The organism is Streptomyces sp. NPDC059866, from assembly GCF_042731325.1.
Lineage (GTDB): Bacteria > Actinomycetota > Actinomycetes > Streptomycetales > Streptomycetaceae > Streptomyces > Streptomyces flavusporus.
In genome coordinates this window covers 44,018-63,215 of record NZ_JBHWJT010000019.1, presented here as the reverse complement: position 1 = coordinate 63,215, position 19,198 = coordinate 44,018, and the positions used below count along the sequence as shown (strand labels likewise).

The 19,198-nt window shown below is 71.1% G+C and carries 17 protein-coding genes; 11 read left to right on the top strand and 6 right to left on the bottom strand.

Annotated elements, in window-relative coordinates:
* Positions 1–33: 33 nt before the first annotated feature.
* Positions 34–594, bottom strand: coding sequence for a metal-dependent phosphohydrolase (locus ACFV7R_RS28090; RefSeq protein ID WP_385268298.1), 561 nt, complete (start codon positions 592–594; stop codon positions 34–36).
* A gap of 471 nt (positions 595–1,065) precedes the next feature.
* Here ACFV7R_RS28090 and ACFV7R_RS28085 point away from each other — a divergent pair, with 471 nt between their 5' ends.
* Both ACFV7R_RS28085 and ACFV7R_RS28080 read left to right on the top strand, forming a co-directional pair.
* Positions 1,066–1,239 (top strand): hypothetical protein, encoded by a 174-nt coding sequence (locus tag ACFV7R_RS28085; RefSeq protein ID WP_129802632.1) that lies wholly within the window; start codon positions 1,066–1,068, stop codon positions 1,237–1,239.
* Between the two features lie 64 nt (positions 1,240–1,303).
* Positions 1,304–1,786 carry a GNAT family N-acetyltransferase gene (locus ACFV7R_RS28080; protein ID WP_385268296.1) on the top strand — a complete coding sequence of 161 codons (483 nt, stop codon included), beginning with the start codon at positions 1,304–1,306 and terminating at the stop codon, positions 1,784–1,786.
* A 10-nt stretch (positions 1,787–1,796) separates the two neighbouring features.
* On the opposite strand, the gene ACFV7R_RS28075 is transcribed toward ACFV7R_RS28080, so the two are convergent.
* From ACFV7R_RS28075 to ACFV7R_RS28065, 3 genes are all read right to left on the bottom strand, one after another.
* Positions 1,797–3,140 carry an amidase gene (locus ACFV7R_RS28075; protein WP_385268294.1) on the bottom strand — a complete coding sequence of 448 codons (1,344 nt, stop codon included), beginning with the start codon at positions 3,138–3,140 and terminating at the stop codon, positions 1,797–1,799.
* Positions 3,141–3,340: 200 nt separating this feature from the next.
* Positions 3,341–4,888 carry a DHA2 family efflux MFS transporter permease subunit gene (locus ACFV7R_RS28070; protein ID WP_385268552.1) on the bottom strand — a complete coding sequence of 516 codons (1,548 nt, stop codon included), beginning with the start codon at positions 4,886–4,888 and terminating at the stop codon, positions 3,341–3,343.
* A 182-nt stretch (positions 4,889–5,070) separates the two neighbouring features.
* A complete protein-coding gene (locus ACFV7R_RS28065; RefSeq protein ID WP_385268292.1) occupies positions 5,071–5,742 on the bottom strand; it encodes a TetR/AcrR family transcriptional regulator in 672 nt (223 codons plus the stop codon).
* A gap of 200 nt (positions 5,743–5,942) precedes the next feature.
* Between ACFV7R_RS28065 and ACFV7R_RS28060 the strand changes: the two genes are divergently transcribed.
* Positions 5,943–8,963 carry an alpha-mannosidase gene (locus ACFV7R_RS28060; RefSeq protein WP_385268291.1) on the top strand — a complete coding sequence of 1,007 codons (3,021 nt, stop codon included), beginning with the start codon at positions 5,943–5,945 and terminating at the stop codon, positions 8,961–8,963.
* 18 nt (positions 8,964–8,981) lie between these two features.
* On the opposite strand, the gene ACFV7R_RS28055 is transcribed toward ACFV7R_RS28060, so the two are convergent.
* Positions 8,982–9,683: a FadR/GntR family transcriptional regulator gene (locus ACFV7R_RS28055; protein ID WP_385268289.1), complete on the bottom strand. Its 702-nt coding sequence runs from the start codon at positions 9,681–9,683 to the stop codon at positions 8,982–8,984.
* 181 nt (positions 9,684–9,864) lie between these two features.
* Here ACFV7R_RS28055 and ACFV7R_RS28050 point away from each other — a divergent pair, with 181 nt between their 5' ends.
* The 8 genes from ACFV7R_RS28050 to ACFV7R_RS28015 are packed head-to-tail and all read left to right on the top strand — an operon-like array spanning position 9,865 to position 17,689.
* Positions 9,865–10,938, top strand: a complete 1,074-nt coding sequence (locus ACFV7R_RS28050; protein WP_385268287.1) for a sugar ABC transporter substrate-binding protein — start codon at positions 9,865–9,867, stop codon at positions 10,936–10,938.
* Positions 10,935–12,434, top strand: coding sequence for a sugar ABC transporter ATP-binding protein (locus ACFV7R_RS28045; protein ID WP_385268285.1), 1,500 nt, complete (start codon positions 10,935–10,937; stop codon positions 12,432–12,434). Before ACFV7R_RS28050 ends, ACFV7R_RS28045 begins: the two co-directional genes overlap by 4 nt.
* Positions 12,427–13,452: an ABC transporter permease gene (locus tag ACFV7R_RS28040; protein WP_385268283.1), complete on the top strand. Its 1,026-nt coding sequence runs from the start codon at positions 12,427–12,429 to the stop codon at positions 13,450–13,452. Before ACFV7R_RS28045 ends, ACFV7R_RS28040 begins: the two co-directional genes overlap by 8 nt.
* Before the next feature lie 35 nt (positions 13,453–13,487).
* Positions 13,488–14,831 carry an L-fuconate dehydratase gene (locus ACFV7R_RS28035; RefSeq protein ID WP_385268281.1) on the top strand — a complete coding sequence of 448 codons (1,344 nt, stop codon included), beginning with the start codon at positions 13,488–13,490 and terminating at the stop codon, positions 14,829–14,831.
* Positions 14,828–15,583, top strand: a complete 756-nt coding sequence (locus ACFV7R_RS28030) for an SDR family NAD(P)-dependent oxidoreductase (RefSeq protein WP_385268279.1) — start codon at positions 14,828–14,830, stop codon at positions 15,581–15,583. Before ACFV7R_RS28035 ends, ACFV7R_RS28030 begins: the two co-directional genes overlap by 4 nt.
* On the top strand, positions 15,580–16,548 hold the full coding sequence (locus ACFV7R_RS28025; protein ID WP_385268277.1) for an aldo/keto reductase: 969 nt from the start codon (positions 15,580–15,582) through the stop codon (positions 16,546–16,548). The genes ACFV7R_RS28030 and ACFV7R_RS28025 overlap by 4 nt, the downstream gene beginning before the upstream one ends.
* On the top strand, positions 16,545–16,859 hold the full coding sequence (locus ACFV7R_RS28020) for an L-rhamnose mutarotase (protein WP_385268275.1): 315 nt from the start codon (positions 16,545–16,547) through the stop codon (positions 16,857–16,859). The genes ACFV7R_RS28025 and ACFV7R_RS28020 overlap by 4 nt, the downstream gene beginning before the upstream one ends.
* A complete protein-coding gene (locus ACFV7R_RS28015) occupies positions 16,856–17,689 on the top strand; it encodes an amidohydrolase family protein (RefSeq protein ID WP_385268273.1) in 834 nt (277 codons plus the stop codon). The genes ACFV7R_RS28020 and ACFV7R_RS28015 overlap by 4 nt, the downstream gene beginning before the upstream one ends.
* On the opposite strand, the gene ACFV7R_RS28010 is transcribed toward ACFV7R_RS28015, so the two are convergent.
* Positions 17,677–19,098, bottom strand: a complete 1,422-nt coding sequence (locus tag ACFV7R_RS28010) for a lipase maturation factor family protein (RefSeq protein ID WP_385268550.1) — start codon at positions 19,096–19,098, stop codon at positions 17,677–17,679. The two genes, ACFV7R_RS28015 and ACFV7R_RS28010, sit on opposite strands and share 13 nt — an antisense overlap.
* Between the last annotated feature and the right edge of the window lie 100 nt (positions 19,099–19,198).

Below are 19,198 nucleotides of genomic sequence, written 5' to 3'. Positions count from 1 at the left end.
GGGCGTCCGCCACGAGGCCGGACCGGGCGGACGCTACTCGACGGCCCCGAGCCGTGAGTTGCGGGCCGCCACGAGCTCCAGGACCGTGCGCCAGTCCTCCAGGACCCCCGCGTCGAACCCGATGGCCTTGCCGGCCTCGTCGGCCTGCCGCAGGGTCACGGCGTCGTCGGCGAGCGGGTCCCGCTCGAACGCGGCCGCCTCCGCGGGACTCATCGGGCCGCCCTGCCTGCTCAGGGTCTGAGCACTTCGCGGGGACAGCTCACGCCCCGGAGACACGGCGGCCAGATAGCGCTTGGCGGCCACATGCAGTCGTACGAGACGGGAGACCCGTTCACCGAGCAAGGCCCGGACGGCGTCCGCCGCATGGTCGGCGTGACCGGCGTCGTCGCCGGGCCGCAGCAGATACCCGATCTCGTGCACCAGGCCCGCGATCTGGAGTTCCTTGTCGGCGGGGCGACTTCGGCGCAGCAGTGCGGCCGTCTGCAGCGCGTGGTCGTGCAGGTCGACCGGGTCGCCGGTGCAGTCCGGGGTGTCCCGGACTCCGCGGCAGGCGTTCAGCAGATCCATCAGCTCTTCGATACTGCGCAGCTCCATGCGCCAGTCCTCCCGCCGGACAAGCCGTTGCCGGACGTCAGCAGATCATGGCCGCCTTGCGAATCGGCCAACGGGACTTGAACTGCGTGGCCCCCCGCAGCCGCTGGTCGAGGGCGTGTTCGCCCGGGTAGGCCGTTCGAGTGAACCAAAAGAGTCCATTGCGTAACAAATAAGTGTAGATTTCCCCTTATTGCGCACGGGGTGACGCGCAATAGTTACCCACTGTTTTCAGCCCTATCGAGCGGACCCCCGCTCATTTGGTTAGTCTGGTTCAGGCGGACAGCCAGAACGGGTCCCTACCCACACCCACCGTCCGTCCCGGGGCAAGCCGGTGCACAACGGCCTGCTCTCACGCGACCCACCGACGCCACCGCGTCCGCGCAGCAGCACGTCAGACCCAACGGGCGTCGGGCAGCGGACCGCAGACCGCCGACGCGCCCCGAGGGTGACCCGACACATAAGGAGTGCGCGGTGACACCGGAGAAGACGAATCGCGAACAGCGCCCCAAGGAACGCACGGAGCGCGCGGGCCGCCGCCCCGGCGAGCTCGGCAACCTCGACGTGTGGGCCAGGTCCGCCCCGATCCGCCTGGCGGGCTACGAGGACGACCTCGCCGAGCCGCACATCCTGCCCAGCGTGGACTGACCCGGATATACCCGGCAGGCCCCTTCGCGATCGCCGACGGCATGGGCGTGCGAGACTCACGCCCATGCTGATCAGGGAAGCAACGGCCGACGACTGGCCGCACATCTGGCCGTTCTGGCACCGCATCGTCGCCGCCGCCGAGACCTACGCCTGGGACCCGGACACCACCGAGGAAGCGGCCCGCGCCCTGTGGATGAGCCCGGCCAAACGGGTGTACGTCGCCGAGGACGAGACCGGAGCCGTCGTCGGCTCCGCCTACCTCATCCCCAACTACGGCGGCCCCGCCGCCCGGATCGCCAATGCCGGCTTCATGGTCGACCCCGACCAGGGCGGCCGCGGTATCGGCCGCGCCCTCGCCGAGCACATCCTGGCCGAGGCCGAAGCCCAGGGCTACCGGGGCATGGTGTTCAACGCGGTCGTCGAGACCAACCCCGCGGTCGAGCTCTGGACTTCTCTCGGCTTCACCATCCTCGGCACCGTGCCAGGCGCCTACGACCACCCCCGGCACGGCCCCGTGGGGCTGCACATCATGTACAAGGCGCTGTAGTCAGGGCCGCCTACTCCAGCGGCGCCGTCCGCTGCCACGGACGCGCGGCCTCCAACTGGGCTGCCAGCCCCAGCAGTTCCGTTTCCGAACCCGGCCGCCCCACGAGCTGTACGGCGCAGGGGGCGCCGGAGGGGAGGGTGCCCAGCGGCACCGTCATCGCGGGCCAGCCGGTCAGGTTCCACGGCGGCGTCATCGGCGAGTAGGCGGTGTTGGCGGCCACGTTGCGCAGCCAGCCCCGCTCGTGCCAGGGCCCGGCCTTGGGGGAACGGCGGGCGAGCGCCGGTGTGAGCAGCACGTCGTACTCGGCGAAGAACGGCTCCAGACGCCGGCGCAGGGCGTCCCGGCTCCCGCCGCCGCGCACGGCTCCCACGAACCGCCTCCCGACGGCCGCGTGCACCCGGGTGCGCCGGGCCAGCAGCCGCCGGTCCAGGCCCTGGGCGTCGACGGAGGTGCCTGCCGTCCAGTGGGCGAGCGAGGTGAAGCTCAGCGACAGCGGATACGGCGGATCAGCACGCCGCACCTGGTGCCCTGCCTTGATCAGCAGCCGGGCCGCTTCCTGGGCGGCGGCCGTATACGGTCTGCTGACGGTGACCCCGGCGAGGGGGCTGCGCAGGGAGACGGCGACGCGGTGGGTGTCGGGCGCGCCACGCCGTACGACCTCGGTGTCCGCGAGGACGGACAGCATCAGCCGCGCGTCCGCCACGGTCGTCGCCAGCGGCCCGTTCTCCGACATGCCGAACCAGTCGCCGTCACTGATGCCCGCCGGAACCACCCCGCGGCCCGGCTTGATGGTGACGACACCGCAGTTGGCCGCCGGTATCCGCAGCGAGCCCATACCGTCGTTGCCCAGGGCGATCGGCACCAGGCCCGCGGCGACGGCGGCCGCGCTGCCGCCGGACGAGCCGCCCGCCGTGCGCGTCGTGTCCCACGGGTTCCGGGCGATGCCGTGCACGCCCTCGGTGGTACCGAACACGCACAGCTCCGGCACATTGGTCAGCCCCACGACCACCGCACCCGCCGCCCGCAGCCGGGCGACGGTGACATGGTCCTGGTCGGCCGGCGTGTCGGCAGTCGCGGCCGAGCCGATCCGCACGGCCTCGCCGCGCACCGCCAGATTGTCCTTGACGGCCACGGGCACGCCCGCGAGCGGGAGTTCGCCCAGATCACCGCGGGCGCCCACCTCGTCCGCCTCCGCGAGCGCGGCCTGTGCCCGCACCGTGCGAAAGGCGCCGACACGGCCGTCGATCCGTTCGATCCGCGCGAGGTGCTCGGCCACCACCTCCCGCGGCGTGACCTGCTTCTCGCGTACGGCGGCGGCGATCTCGACGGCGGTCCGTCCGACCCAGTGGGTCACGGGCGCTCCTTGGGGCAGGGGGCGGCTGATGCGCACGTACTCGCGAGTACGTAGGCAGAACTGTGCCCGGACGCGCCCGTCACGTCGAGAGTGCCGACCACGAATCCGGCTGACATCCGACGACTTCCTCAACTCCGGCCCTGTCACTGACCGTACGGCGAAGGGGCTGCCCCGCGTGCGGCGGGGCAGCCTCTCCGGGCTCAGCCGACCGGAGCGCCCGCCGACTCCTCGGCGAGGCGTTCCATGCCGCTGGTGGTCTTCAGCGGCTTCTCCTTCAGGAACACCACGGCGATCAGCGCGAGCAGCGCGAACGGCGTCGCGATGAGGAACAGGTCGGCGGTGGCGACGCCGTAGGCGTGCTCCACGATCGACCGCATCGGGGCGGGCAGCGTCGTCATGTCCGGCACGTGCGAGGACTCGCCGCCCGAATCCTGGCCCGCCGCCCCGGTGAGGCCGGCCTCCTCGAGGCCCTTGGTCATCTCGGTCGCCACGCGGTTGGCGAGGATCGCGCCGAGGACGCTGGTGCCGATGGTGCCGCCCATGCTGCGGAAGAAGGACAGCACGGAGGTCGCCGTGCCCAGCTCGGCAGCGGGCACGTCGTTCTGGGCGGCCAGCACGAGGTTCTGCATCAGCATGCCGACGCCGACGCCGAGTACCGCCATGTAGATGCTGAGCAGGCCGAAGTGGGTGTCGGTGCCGATCGTGGCGAGCAGTCCGAGTCCGGCGGTCATGATGACGGCGCCCGCCACCAGGTACCGCTTCCACTTGCCGGTCCGGCTGATCACCTGGCCGGCGACGGTGGACGACACCAGCAGGCCCAGGATCATCGGCAGGCTCATCAGACCCGCGACAGTCGGCGACTTGCCGAGGGACACCTGGAAGTACTGCGACAGGAACACGGTCCCGCCGAACATGGCGACACCGACCAGCAGGCTGGCCACGGTGGTCAGCGTGACCGTGCGGTTGCGGAAGATGCCGAGCGGGATGACCGGCTCGGGGGTGCGGGACTCCACGAACACCGCGGCCACCAGCAGCAGCACGCCACCGCCGGTGAACGCCGCGGTCTGCCAGGACGCCCAGTCGAACTGGTTGCCGGCCAGCGAGACCCAGATGAGCAGCGCGCAGACACCGGCGACGATCAGGAACGCGCCGAGCCAGTCGATCCGTACCTTCCGCCGGACCGTGGGCAGCCGCAGGGTGCGCTGCAGCAGCGCGATGGCCAGCAGGGCGAACGGCACGCCGATGAAGAAGCACCAGCGCCAGCCCAGCCAGTCGGTGTCGACCAGCACACCGCCGACCAGCGGTCCGGCCACGGTGCCCACGGCGAACACGGCACCGAAGATGCCCGCGTACCGGCCCAGTTCGCGCGGCGGGATGACGGCGGCCATGACGACCTGGGCGAGCGCGGTCAGACCACCGGCGCCGATGCCCTGAACGACCCGGCTGAAGATGAGCAGTCCGACGCCCTGGGAGAAGCCCGCGAGCAGCGACCCCACGACGAACATCGACAGGGACAGCTGCAGGAGCAGCTTCTTGTTGTAGAGGTCGGACAGCTTGCCCCACAGGGGCACCGTCGCGGTCATCGCCAGCAGTTCGGAGGTGACGACCCAGGTGTAGGAGGACTGGCCGGCCCCCAGGTCGGCGATGATCCGGGGCAGCGCGTTCGAGACGACGGTGCCCGCCAGGATCGCGACGAACATGCCGGCCATCAGACCGGACATGGCCTGGAGTATCTGCCGTTGGGTCATGGAGGTGGGCGACGCCTGTTCCGGCGTCTGCGGTGGTGCGGTCACGACAGCTCTTTCGATGGTGGTGATCGGATGATCCGCGCGAGAGGGCACGCTCGGGAGGCGGGGAGGAGGTGCTCGGGCGGCGCGCGACGGGAGAGGGGACGCTGACCCGGGGTCGGACCGGGCGGCGGGTGCGATGCTCAGCCGGGCGGCGCCGGCAGCCCGGCGGCGAGGCTCGCGAACGTCTCCTGGAACACGTCCGCGAACTGGCGTTCCGCCGGGTCGGCGCTCCAGTGCTCCACGGCGACCCGGACGGCGGTGCCCGCGACCGCGGCCAGCAGTCGCGGATACAGGTCGAGGCTCCGGCGGGCGTCTTCGTCCGTCGCGGTCGTCCCGGGGACGTCCGCGGGGCCGCCGCGCAGGCGCCGGGCGATGGCCACGGCCAGCCCGGTCTCGTCCGCCAGGTGGGCGCCGAGGCTGCGCACCAGCAGATGCGGCGCGGCCCGCAGTACCTCGGCATGGAGTTGCCACAGCTCGTGCTGCTGCTCGGCCTCGGCGAGCTCGGCCGCGATGGCGTCGCGCACGGCGTCGAGCGGGGGGACCTCGGCCGGGGCGTGCAGCACGGTGCTCCGCACCCGGGCGCTGATGTCCGTGTCGATCACCACGAAGGCGTCGTCACGTGCGTCGAAGTAGTTGAAGAACGTCCGCACGGAGACACCCGCCGCGGCACTGATGGCCTCGACGGTGACGTTCTCCACCCCGTGCTCGGCGGCCAGGCGTACCGCCGCCTCCGCGAGCGCGGCCCGGGTGGCCCGCTTCTTCTGCTCACGCAGGCCGCCCCCTGCGGCACCCTTCTCCGGCATAACTTGCATGGTATGCAAAGATGCACGCCCTGCAAAATTGGCCCAGGCCCGCGTCTCGGCCGCCCCGTGCCGCCGCCTCCGCAGATGACCTGCGCTTCGGGCGGCACGGTTCGAACTGCGCGCCGTAGGGGAGCTCTACACCTCGTCGGACCCCGTGACCGTGAACCACACCTGGTAACCATCGCGACCCAGCTACGGAGGCACCCCGCATGCATGACGACCGCAGCCTCGTGGAAGCCCGCCTGAGGCGTGTCCTCGACGAACGCATCCGACCCGCCGTGTATCCCGAGTCCGTGCCACTCGACGTGGCCGTCTGGCACGCCCCCGACGAACCCGTGCCGGTCGCCGAAGGGCTCGCGGCCGAGCCCGCCCCGATCGAGGTGGGCGCCCGGTGGGGTGCTCCCTGGGGCACCAGCTGGTTCCGGGTCACCGGGACCGTGCCCGAGGCGTGGGCCGGCCGGACCGTCGAGGCGATCCTCGACCTCGGTTTCGACGAGAACATGCCCGGCTTCCAGTGCGAGGGCCTGGTCTACCGGCCCGACGGCACGCCGGTGAAGGGCCTCAACCCGCGCAACCAGTGGGTGCGCATCGGCGCCCCGGCCGAGGGCGGCGAGGAGGTGCGCCTGCACATCGAGGCCGCCTCCAACCCGGTCGTCCTCGGCTACCACCCGTTCCTGCCCACGCAGCTCGGCGACAAGGAGACCGCCGGCAGCGAGCCGCAGTACACGCTCACGCGCATGGATCTGGCCGTCCTCGACGAGACGGTGTGGCAGCTGGTGATCGACCTGGAGGTGCTCGGCGAGCTGATGGCCGAGCTGCCGGTGGAGTCGGCGCGCCGCTGGGAGATCCTGCGGGCGGTGGAGCGGGCCCTGGACGCGGTCGACCTCCAGGACGTGGGCGGTACGGCGGCCGAGGCCCGTTCCCGGCTCACCGACGTCCTCGCCGCCCCGGCGGCTCCGTCCGCGCACCGCATCAGTGCCGTCGGCCATGCGCACATCGACTCGGCGTGGCTGTGGCCGCTGCGCGAGACGGTCCGCAAGGTGGCGCGTACGACGTCCAACATGACCGCGCTGCTCGACGACGAGCCGGACTTCGTGTTCGCCATGTCGCAGGCCCAGCAGTGGGCCTGGGTGAAGGAGCACCGGCCCGAGGTGTGGGCGCGGGTGAAGAAGGCCGTGGCGGACGGGCGGTTCGTGCCGGCCGGCGGGATGTGGGTCGAGTCGGACACCAACATGCCGGGATCCGAGGCGATGGCCCGGCAGTTCGTGCACGGCAAGCGGTTCTTCCTCGACGAGTTCGGCATCGAGAACGACGAGGCCTGGCTGCCCGACACCTTCGGCTTCGCCGCCGGACTGCCGCAGATCATCAAGGCCGCGGGCAGCAAGTACCTGCTGACGCAGAAGATCTCCTGGTCCCGGACCAACAAGTTCCCGCACCACACCTTCACGTGGGAGGGCATCGACGGCACCCGGATCTTCGCCCACTTCCCGCCCGTCGACACCTACAACTGCTCCATGAAGGGCAGCGAAATCGCCCACGCGGCCCGCAACTTCAAGGACAAGGGCGTCGCCCGCCACTCCCTCGCCCCCACCGGCTGGGGCGACGGAGGCGGCGGCACCACCCGCGAGATGGTCGCCAAGGCGGCCCGGCTGCGCGACCTCGAAGGCTCGGCGACCGTCGCCTGGGAGACCCCGGCGGACTTCTTCGCCAAGGCGGCGGCCGAGTACCCGAACCCGCCGGTCTGGGTCGGCGAGCTCTACCTCGAACTCCACCGCGCCACCCTCACCAGCCAGGCCAGGACCAAACAGGGCAACCGCCGCAGCGAACACCTCCTGCACGAGGCGGAGTTGTGGGCGGCCACGGCGGCCGTGCGCACCGGATTTTCCTACCCCTACGAGGACCTGGACCGCATCTGGAAGACGGTGCTGCTGCACCAGTTCCACGACATCCTGCCCGGCTCCTCCATCGCCTGGGTGCACCGCGAGGCCCGCCGTACCTATGAGCGGATCGCCGAGGAGCTCAACCGGATCATCGACGCCGCCCAGCGCGCCCTGGCCGGCGAGGGCACGACACCCGTCGTCTTCAACGCCGCCCCCCATGCCCGCGCCGGCATCCCGGCGGGCGGCGCAGCCATGCCCACGGCCAGGGGAGGGACCACGCTCGCCGCCCGTCCGGACGGCGGCCACGTTCTGGACAACGGGCTGCTGCGCATCGAGGTCGATGCCCGGGGCCTGGTCGTGTCGGTGTACGACATCCAGGCCGACCGCGAGACGATCGCCCCCGGCCGGGCCGCGAACCTCCTCCAGCTCCACCCCGACTTCCCGAACATGTGGGACGCCTGGGACGTCGACGAGTTCTACCGCAACACGGTCACCGACCTGACCGACGCCGACGAGGTCGGCCCCGGTGAGGACGGCGTGTCGGTGCGGATCGTACGGTCCTTCGGCGCGTCGCGCGTCACCCAGGTGCTCTCGCTCGCGCCGGGGGAGCGGCGGCTGGTGGTGGACACGGAGGTGGACTGGCACGAGACGGAGAAGTTCCTCAAGCTGGCCTTCCCGCTCGATGTGCACGCCGAACGGTACGCGTCGGAGACCCAGTTCGGGCACTTCCACCGGCCCACCCACACCAACACCTCATGGGAGGCGGCCAAGTTCGAGGCCTGCAACCACCGCTTCGTCCACCTGGAGGAGCCCGGCTGGGGGGTGGCGATCGTCAACGACTCGACGTACGGCCACGACGTGACCCGCACCGTCCGCACCGACGGCGACGGAGGTACGACGACCACGGTCCGCGCCTCGCTCCTGCGCGCCCCGCGCTTCCCCGACCCCGAGACCGACCAGGGCGTCCACCGCTTCCGGCACGCCCTCGTCCCGGGCGCGGGCATCGGCGACGCGGTCCGCGAGGGCTGGCGGATCAATCTGCCGGAGCGGCGGATCACCGGCGCGGGGGAGGTCGCGCCGCTGGTCGCGGTCGACCAGGAGGCGGTGGTCGTCACCGCGGTCAAGCTGGCCGACGACGGCAGCGGCGACGTGGTCGTCCGCTTCCACGAGGCCCACGGCGGCCGGGCCCGGGCCACGCTCACCGCGGGCTTCCACGTCACCGGGGCCACGGTCACCGACCTGCTGGAACGCCCGCTGCCGGAGACGGCCACCCCCGCCCGGGACGGCAACGGGATCACCGTACGCCTGCGCCCCTTCGAGCTGATGACCCTGCGGCTGAAGCGGGCCTGACCTCCCTCGCGGGACCGCTCACCGCGCGAGTCGGTCCCGCAGCCACTCCTCCACCTCGCCCACATGCGCGGCCGCCGCCGCCCGGGCCGCCTCCGGATCCCGGGCGGCCAGGGCGCGGTGGATCGCGGCGTGTTCGCGGCGGGTGCGGGCGAAGGCGCCCTCCTCCTGGTAGCCGCGCCAGACGCGGGCGCGGAAGGTGCGGGAGGACAGGCCCTCCAGGATGGCGGCCATGGTGTCGTTGCCGGCAGCTGCCGCGATCTCGCGGTGGAACGCCAGGTCGTGGGCGAGGATCTCCTCGGGGTCGTCCGTGGCGTTCATCGCCGTCAGGTGCTTCTCGACCTCCGCCAGCCGGTCCGGTGTGATGCGCGCCGCCGCCAGGGCCGTCGCCGTCGACTCCAGGATGCGGCGCACCTCCAGCAGCTCCACCAGACGGGGACCGCGGGACAGGTCGGCCACCACACCGAACGTCTCCAGCAGGTCGCCGGCCTCCAGTTGCGTGACGTAGATGCCGGAGCCGTGCCGGGCCTCCAGCACCCCCAGCACCGTCAGCGCGCGGATCGCCTCGCGCATCGAGCTGCGGGAGATGCCGAGCCGGGCCGCCAGATCACGCTCGGTCGGCAGCCGCTGGCCGGGCTCCAGCCGCCCCTCGGCGATCATCGCCTTGATCTGCTCGATGGCGCGCTGCGTCACGGTGCCCTTCTGCGGGGCTGTCTCGTCCACGCCGTTCCTCCCGTCGCCCGAGGCGCCTGAGGGCGCCTGGTGAGCGGCAGTGTAATCACCAGGTTGGTCGGACCACTGCGGCCAAAACAGCGAGAATCTGCCTCCGCAGGGTGTTGTACCGGCAAAGTGGTCTGATAAATATGCGGGCATCTGCTCGACACGCTCAACGAGGAGCTGCCAGATGCCCGGCACAACAGCGCGGAAGCAGAACAGGTCAAGGATGGTCAAGGCGGTGGTCGCGGTCGCCGGTGTCTCGCTCGTGCTCGCCGCGTGCGGCAGCACCAAGGACACCGGCGCCTCCAGCGCCGGAGGAGGCGGCGGTACCGGCAAGGTGGGAGTGATCCTGCCCTTGCTGACCTCGCCGTTCTGGCAGTCGTACAACGACTACGTGCCGAAGACGGCCAAGTCCGAAGGCGTCGACGCGCTCAAGACGGTCAACTCCAACAGCGACCCCTCGCAGCAGATCACCGACATCAACAACCAACTCAACCAGGGCGTGAAGGGCCTGGTCGTGGCCCCGCTGGACAGCGCCGCCATCGAGGCCGGCCTCGACCAGGCGGAGCGCAAGGGCGTGCCGGTCGTCGCCGTCGACGTGGCGCCCGACAAGGGCAAGGTCGCGATGGTCGTACGCGCCAACAACGTGGCGTACGGCGAGAAGGCCTGCCAGTACCTCGGCGAGCACATCAGCTCCGGCAAGGTCGTGCAGATCATGGGCGACCTCGCCTCCGTCAACGGCCGCGACCGCTCCGAGGCCTTCCGCGCCTGCGTCAAGAAGAACTTCCCCAAGCTCGAGGTCCTGGAGATCCCGGCCAAGTGGGAGTCCGACACCGCGGCCTCCAAGCTCGACACCCTCCTGAACGCCAACCCCGACATCAAGGGCATCTATATGCAGGCCGGCGGCGTCTACCTCGCGCCGACCCTCCAGACCCTGAAGTCGAAGGGCATGCTGAAGAAGGCCGGGCAGGCCGGTCACATCACGATCGTCTCCAACGACGGCATCCCGCAGGAGTACGACGCCATCCGCAAGGGCGAGATCGACGCGACCGTCTCCCAGCCCGCCGACCTGTACGCCAAGTACGGCATGTACTACATCAAGGCGGCGATGGAGGGGAAGACCTTCGAGCCCGGCCCCACCGACCACGACTCGACCATCGTGAAGCTGCCCAGCGGCATCCTCGAGGACCAGTTGCCCGCCCCGCTGGTCACCAAGGACAACGTCGACGACCCCGAGCTCTGGGGCAACACGGTCAAATGACGACGCCCCTCGTCGATGCGCGGGACATCGTCAAGCGCTACGGCCCCACCACCGCCCTCGCCGACGGACGGCTCACCGTCCTGCCCGGCGAGTCCCACGCCCTCGTCGGCCGCAACGGCGCCGGCAAGTCGACCCTGGTCAACATCCTCACCGGCCTCCAGGCGGCGGACGAGGGCGAGGTCCGCTTCGACGGTCACCCCGCGCCCCCGCCGGCCGACCGCGACGCCTGGCGCCGCAAGGTGGCCTGCGTCTACCAGAAGCCCACCGTCGTCCCCGAGCTGACGGTCGCCGAGAACCTGTTCATCAACCGCCAGCCGCTCCGGCGTGGCTTCATCAGCTGGCGCAGGCTGCGGGCTGAGGCCTCCGACCTCCTCGCCACCTGGGACGTACACGTCGACCCCGAGGCCCGCACCGCCGACCTCAAGATCGAGGACCGCCAAATGGTCGAGATCGCGAGGGCGTTGAGCTTCGGCGCCCGCTTCATCATCCTCGACGAGCCCACCGCCCAGCTCGACAACCGCGAGATCGAGCGGCTGTTCTCCCGCATGCGGGCACTCCAGGACTCCGGCGTCACCTTCCTGTTCATCTCGCACCACCTCCAGGAGGTGTACGAGGTCTGCCAGACCGTCACGGTCCTGCGCGACGCCCGCTGGATCACGACGGCACCGGTCGCCGAACTCTCGCGCCGGGCCCTGGTCGAGGCCATGGCGGGCGAGTCCATCGAGACCATCGCCGAACAGGCCGCGGACCCCGGGGACGTCGACCACGACGCGCCCGTCCTCCTCGAAGCGCGCGGCCTCACCTCACCGTCGTACGAGAACATCGACCTCACTGTCCGCCGCGGCGAGGTCGTCGGACTCGCCGGGATCAGCGGCAGCGGCAAGGTGGAGCTCGCCGAGTCCTTCGCGGGACTGCACACCCCGACCGGCGGTACCGCTCAACTCGGCGGCGATCGGCTGCCGTTCGGCGATGTGCAGGCCGCTCTCAAGGCCGGTGTCGCCTGCGTGCCCCGCGACCGGCACGACCAGGGCCTGGTCGCCGGCATGACCATCGGTGACAACGCCACCATGAGCGTCCTCGACCGGCTCGGCCGCTTCGGCTTCGTCGGCACCGAACGCAAGCGCGGCTTCGCCACCGCCCTCATCGAACGCCTCGACATCCACACCGAGGGCCCCGACCAGCCCGTCTCCGACCTGTCCGGCGGCAACGCGCAGAAGGTCGTGATGGCCCGCGCCCTCGCCTCCGACCCCCGTCTGCTCGTGCTGATCAACCCCACCGCGGGCGTCGACGTGAAGTCCAAGGAGTCCCTGCTCGCCCGCATGGACAGCGCCCGCGAGGACGGCACCGCCGTGCTCGTCGTCTCCGACGAACTCGACGACCTGCGCCGCTGCGACCGCGTCCTCGTCCTGTTCCACGGCCGTGTCGTCGCCGAGCACCCGGCGGGCTGGCGCGACCACGAGCTGATCGCCTCCATCGAAGGAGTGGACCATGGCTGACACCAAGGCCCCACCGGTTACGCCCGTCAAGGTCCCCGATCCCCGTGCGGCCAGGACGGTCCTGCTCCGCCGCGCACGCGAACTCGCCCTCGTTCCCGCCCTGTTGCTCCTCCTGATGCTCGGCGCGCTGGTCAACGACTCGTTCCTCACCGAGCGCAACCTGATCTCCATCCTCGGCGCCTCCGCCGCGCTGGCGATGGTCGTGCTGGCCGAGTCGCTCGTTCTCATCACCGGCAAGTTCGACCTGTCCCTGGAGTCGGTGGTCGGCATCGCACCCGCCGTCGGAGCGCTCCTCGTCCTGCCCGCCGCGCAGTCCGGCTGGGGCACCGAACTCCCCGCCGCCCTCGCCCTGTCGGCGATCGTCGTCGCGGGAGCGGCCGTCGGTGCCTTCAACGGCATCCTGGTCGTGAAGTTCAAGCTCAACGCGTTCATCGTGACGCTCGCGATGCTGATCGTCCTGCGTGGTCTGCTGGTCGGGGCGACCAAGGGCAAGACGCTGTTCGGGATGCCCGACAGCTTCTACTCCCTCGCCACCACGACCTTCATCGGCATCCCGATGTCGGTGTGGCTCGCGGCGGCGGCCTTCGCGACCGCCGGATTCGTGCTGAGGTACCACCGCATCGGGCGCGCCCTGTACGCCATCGGCGGCAACGCGGACGCCGCCCGCGCGGCCGGTATCCGCGTCGAGCGCGTGATGCTCGGGGTGTTCGTCGTGGCGGGCATGCTCGCGGCCGTCGGCGGGATCATCCAGACGGGCTATGTCGGCGCGATCAGCGCCAACCAGGGCAACAACATGATCTTCACCGTGTTCGCGGCCGCGGTGATCGGCGGCATCAGCCTGGACGGCGGCAAGGGCACCATGTTCGGCGCACTGACCGGCGTACTCCTCCTCGGTGTCGTCCAGAACCTGCTCACCCTCGCCCAGGTCCCGTCCTTCTGGATCCAGGCCATCTACGGCGGAATCATCCTGGTCGCCCTCATGATCGCCCGCGTGACGACGGGCCGCGCGCAGGACTGACCCGCGCCTGACTGCCACCGACCGAAAGGCCCTCTGTGTCCCCGAGCTCCGCCCGCATCATCGCGGTCGACACCTACGACATCCGCTTCCCCACCTCGCGCGAGCTCGACGGCTCCGACGCGATGAACCCGGACCCCGACTACTCGGCCGCGTACGTCGTCCTGCGCACCGACGCCGGGGACGGGCTGGAGGGGCACGGATTCACCTTCACCATCGGGCGGGGCAACGAGGTCCAGGTCGCCGCGATCGAGGCGCTGCGCGGCCATGTCGTGGGCCGGTCCGTCGACGAGCTGTGCGCCGACCCGGGGACCCTCAACCGCGACCTGATCGGCGACAGCCAACTGCGCTGGCTCGGCCCCGAGAAGGGCGTGATGCACATGGCGCTCGGCGCGGTCATGAACGCCGTGTGGGACCTCGCCGCCAAGTGTGCCGACAAGCCGCTGTGGCGGCTGCTCGCCGACGCCGACCCCGAGTGGATCGTCCGGCAGATCGACTTCCGGTACATCTCCGACGCGCTCACGCCCGAGGAGGCACTGGCCCTCCTGCGCCGGGGCCGGGAGGGCTCGCAGGAGCGCGTCGCCCGGCTCCTGGAGCGCGGCTACCCCGCCTACACCACCTCCGCCGGCTGGCTCGGCTACGACGACGACAAACTCACCCGCCTCGCCGCCGAGGCCGTCGCCGACGGCTTCCGGCAGATCAAGCTGAAGGTCGGAGCGGACCTGGCGGACGACGTACGGCGCTGCCGTGTCGCCCGTTCGGTCGTCGGGCCGGACATCCGCATGGCGATCGACGCCAACCAGCGCTGGGACGTCGACGAGGCGATCCGCTGGACCAAGGCCCTCGCCGAGTTCGACCCGTACTGGATCGAGGAGCCCACCAGCCCCGACGACGTCCTCGGCCACGCGGCCATCCGCAAGGCCGTCGCCCCGGTGAAGGTGGCCACCGGAGAGCACGTGCAGAACAGGGTCGTCTTCAAGCAGCTCCTCCAGGCCGGCGCCCTCGACGTCCTGCAGATCGACGCGGCCCGTGTGGGCGGCGTCAACGAGAACCTCGCGATCCTGCTGCTCGCCGCCAAGTTCGGCGTGCCGGTGTGCCCGCACGCGGGCGGCGTCGGACTGTGCGAACTCGTCCAGCACCTGTCGATGTTCGACTACGTGGCGGTCACCGGCACCACCGAGGACCGCGTCATCGAATACGTCGACCATCTGCACGACCACTTCCTCGACCCGGTGGTGATCAGGAAAGGTCACTACACGGCACCCCTCGCGCCGGGCTTCTCGTCCGCCATGCGGCCCGAGTCGATCGCGCGGTACACGTTCCCCGGCGGTACCTTCTGGGCCGCCGACCTCGAGACGCAGAAGAAAGGCCGGGCCGCATGAGCGACTTCGAGGGCCTCAAGGCCCTGGTGACGGGCGGCGCCTCCGGCATCGGCCGGGCCACCGCGGAACTCCTGGCCGAGCGCGGCGCCCAGGTCGCCGTGCTCGACCTCGACCCGTCGTCGGTGGAGAAGCCGCTGCTCGCCCACCGCGCCGACGTCACCGACGACGCCTCTGTACGCCAGGCCGTGGCGGCCGCGGTTGCCGGCCTCGGCGGACTGGACGTAGTGATCAACAACGCCGGTATCGGCGCCCAGGGGACCGTCGAGGACAACGACGACGCCGAGTGGCACCGGGTCCTCGACGTCAACGTCGTCGGCATGGTCCGGGTCGCCCGCGCCGCGCTGCCCCATCTGCGCCGGTCCGCGCACGCGGCGATCGTCAACACCTGCTCCATCGCGGCCACGGCGGGGCTCCCGCAGCGGGCGCTGTACAGCGCGACCAAGGGCGCGGTCCACTCGCTCACCCTCGCCATGGCCGCCGACCACGTCCGCGAGGGCATCCGCGTCAACTGCGTCAACCCCGGCACCGCGGACACCCCGTGGGTCGGCCGTCTGCTGGATGCGGCCGACGATCCGGCGGCCGAACGCGCCGCTCTGGAGGCCCGCCAGCCCACGGGCCGCCTGGTCTCGGCCGCCGAAGTCGCGGGCGCCATCGCCTACTTGGCGAGCCCCCTCTCCGGGGCCACCACCGGCACCGCCCTCGCCGTCGACGGCGGAATGCAGGGCCTGCGCCTGCGGCCGGTGGGCCGGTGAAGCGGCTCGGCGGCAGCGCCGTCCAGGTCAGCGAGCTGGCCTTCGGCGCCGGGGGCATCGGCAACCTCTACACCGAGGTGGGCGAGCAGCAGGCGTACGAGGCGGTGGACGCCGCCTGGCAGCGCGGCATCCGCTACTTCGACACCGCGCCGCACTACGGCCTCGGCCTGTCGGAACGCCGCCTCGGCGCGGCCCTGCGCGAACGCCCCCGCGCGCAGTACACGATCTCGACCAAGGTGGGCCGCCGCCTGGAACCGTCGGACGGCACCGGCGACGACCTCGGCAACGGCTTCGCCGTCCCCGCAACGCACCGCCGCGTCTGGGACTTCAGCGAGGACGGCGTACGACGCACCCTGGAGGCCAGCCTGGAACGGCTCCGCCTCGACCGCGTCGACGTCGTCTACCTCCACGACCCCGACGACCACGCCGAGTGGGCCTTCCGGGAGGGCTACCCGGCGCTGGAGAAGCTCCGCTCGGAGGGAGTCGTCGGCGCGATCGGCGCCGGCATGAACCAGGCGGAGATGCTCACCCGCTTCGTCCGTGACACCGACGTCGACGTGGTGCTGTGCGCCGGCCGCTACACGCTGCTCGACCAGGGGGCGCTCACCGAGCTGCTGCCCGCCGCCCAGGCACGCGGCACCTCCGTCGTGATCGGCGGCGCCTTCAACTCCGGCCTCCTGGCGGACCCGAAGCCGGGTGCGACGTACAACTACGCCACCGCGTCACCCGAGTTGCTGCACCGCGCCCTGCGGCTGAAGTCCGTCGCAGACCGCCACGGCACCACCCTGCGCGCCGCCGCCCTGGCCTTCTGCGCCGCGCATCCGGCGGTCGCGAGCGTTCTCGTGGGCGCCCGGTCGGCCGCCGAGGTCGACGACTGCGCCGAGCAGTTCCGCACGTCCGTGCCGGCGGCCTTCTGGCAGGAGCTGCGGGAGACGGGCCTGCTCCCCACCGAGGAGACGTCATGAGAGTCGCCCTGCACACCAAGGTCCGCCCCGACCGCATCGCCGAGTACGAGGCCGCCCACCGCGAGGTCCCGAAGGAACTCACGGACGCCATCCGGGCCGCCGGTGCCACCTCCTGGACGATCTGGCGCAGCGGCACCGACCTCTTCCACGTCCTGGAGTGCGAGGACTACGGCCGCCTGCTCGCCGAGCTGGAGAAACTGCCCGTCAACGTGGCCTGGCAGGCCCGCATGGCCGAGCTGCTCGACGTGGTGCACGACTACTCCGGCGAGGGCGCGGACGCCGGGCTGCCCGTCGTGTGGGAGCTGCCGTGACCGTCGTCGACGCCCACCACCACGTGTGGGACCTGTCGGTGCGGGACCAGGACTGGATCACCGGCCCCGTACTTCAGCCGCTCAGAAGGAACTTCACCGTCGCCGACCTGGCCCCCGAGGCGCGGGCGGCCGGAGTCGACCGTACGGTCCTCGTCCAGACGATCACTGTGCCCGAGGAGACCCCGGAGTTCCTGGCCCTCGCCGCCGAGCACGAGCTGATCGCCGGTGTCGTCGGCTGGACCGACCTCACCCGCCCGGACGTCGCCGAGGAACTGGCCCGGTTGCGGGAGCTGCCCGGAGGGCGGTACCTGAAGGGCATCCGCCACCAGGTCCAGGGCGAGCCCGACCCGGAGTGGCTGCTGCGTGCGGAGGTACGGCGCGGACTGGCCGCCGTCGCGGACATGGGGCTGGTCTACGACCTGGTCGTCCTGCCGAACCAGCTGCCGGCCTGCGTCAAGGCGGCCGAGGCACTGCCGCAGCTCACCTTCGTCCTCGATCACCTGGGCAAGCCGCCCATCGCCTCCGGGGAGCGAGAACCCTGGGAGACCGCCGTCCGCTCTCTGGCCGCCCTCCCCAACACTGTCTGCAAGTTCTCCGGCATGGTCACCGAGGCGGACCTCGCCTCCTGGACGGTCGACGACCTGCGCCCGTACGCCGACGCGGTGCTGGACGCCTTCGGCCCGGACCGGCTGATGTTCGGCTCCGACTGGCCGGTGTGCACTCTGGCGGCGTCGTACGGTCAGGTGCTTGCCACAGCGGAGCAGTTGCTCGGCCCGTTCGATCGCACCCGGGTCTTCGAAACCACCGCCACCCGCGTCTACGGCCTCTGAGCCACCTCCGCCAGCCGGGTCGGCGGCAGATACTCCCGCACATACGTCCGCTCCCAGCACGCACCTGTCTCCCGCAGCTCCCGCCAGGTGGTGTAGCGGTAACGGAAGAGCCGGGCGCGGACGAACCGCGGGGGCTCGTCGGGCGGGAAGGGCGAGCGGCGCAGCAGCTTCAGCGTGTCCCGGTCGTTCTCCAGCAGCCGCTCCACCAGCGCGCCGAACCACGAGCCGGCGTACGCGGGCGACAGCGCGGCGAACCACATCATCCAGTCCAGCCGCAGATGGTACGGCGCGAACTGGCGCGGCCAGTGCCGGGGATCACCGGGCTTGCCCTTGAACTCGTACTCCCGCCAGTCGGAGTCCTCGTGCGGTACGGCGTCGGCGGTGCCCTCGACCACCACCTCGTACCGCACCCGGCTGACGCTGCCGAACGCGCCGTAGGTGTTCACCAGGTGGAGCGGGTCGAAGGAGCGGTTCATGATCTGGCGGCGGGAGATCATGTTGCGGACCGGCTGGTAGCTGAGGAACGCGATCAGCGCGGCGACCGCGAGGACCACGACCATGTACCAGAGGGGAGCGTCGGGCACCGCCGGCGGGTCGGCCGGGAACTGCACCACGGACAGGGCCAGCACGATGGTGATCCAGTTCAGCCAGGAGAAGTTGCCCGACAGAACCAGCCACAGCTGCGTGACGATCATCAGCGAGGCGGCGGCGGTGGCGACCGGCTGCGGGGTGAACAGCAGAACGGGCACCACGAGCTGGGTGAAGTGGTTGGCGGCCACCTCCACCCGGTGCAGCGGGCGCGGCAGACGGTGGAAGAACCAGCTCAGCGGGCCCGGCATCGGCTGGGTCTCGTGGTGGTAGTCCAGGCACGTCAGCTTCCGCCAGCATTCGTCCCCGCGCAGCTTGATCAGACCCGCGCCGAACTCCACCCGGAACAGGATCCAGCGCAGCAGGAACAGCACCACGATCGGCGGCGCCACCTCGTCGTTGCCGAGGAACACGGCGAGAAAGCCGACCTCCAGCAGCAGGGACTCCCAGCCGAACCCGTACCAGGTCTGGCCGACGTTGACGATCGACAGATACAGCGCCCACGGCACCAGCCACAGCAGCATGCCGCCCCACAACGGCAGCAGCGAGTCCAGGCCGGCCAGCAGCGCCGCCGACACCGCACAGCCCGACCAAGCGCACACCGCGAAGAAACGGTCGGAGTAGTGGAGTTGAAAGAGGCTCGGCGCCCGCTTGAAGGGTATGTACTCGACGAACCGCGGCACCGGCAGCATCCCGCGGGCACCGATCAGCGCCCGGAACTGCAGGGCCGCCGTCAGGAACGCGACCAGGTACACGCCGGCCAGAGCCCGCTGGAAGACCAGCCGGCTCAGCCAGTAGTCGGGTGCGGTGAACCAGTCCACGGGCATGCGCTCCTCTCTTCCATTCTGGCGTCGGCACGGTCTGCCCCCGGGCGGGTTCGTCGCTCTCTGCTTCCACCCTCTCTGTTTACGTGATCACAGG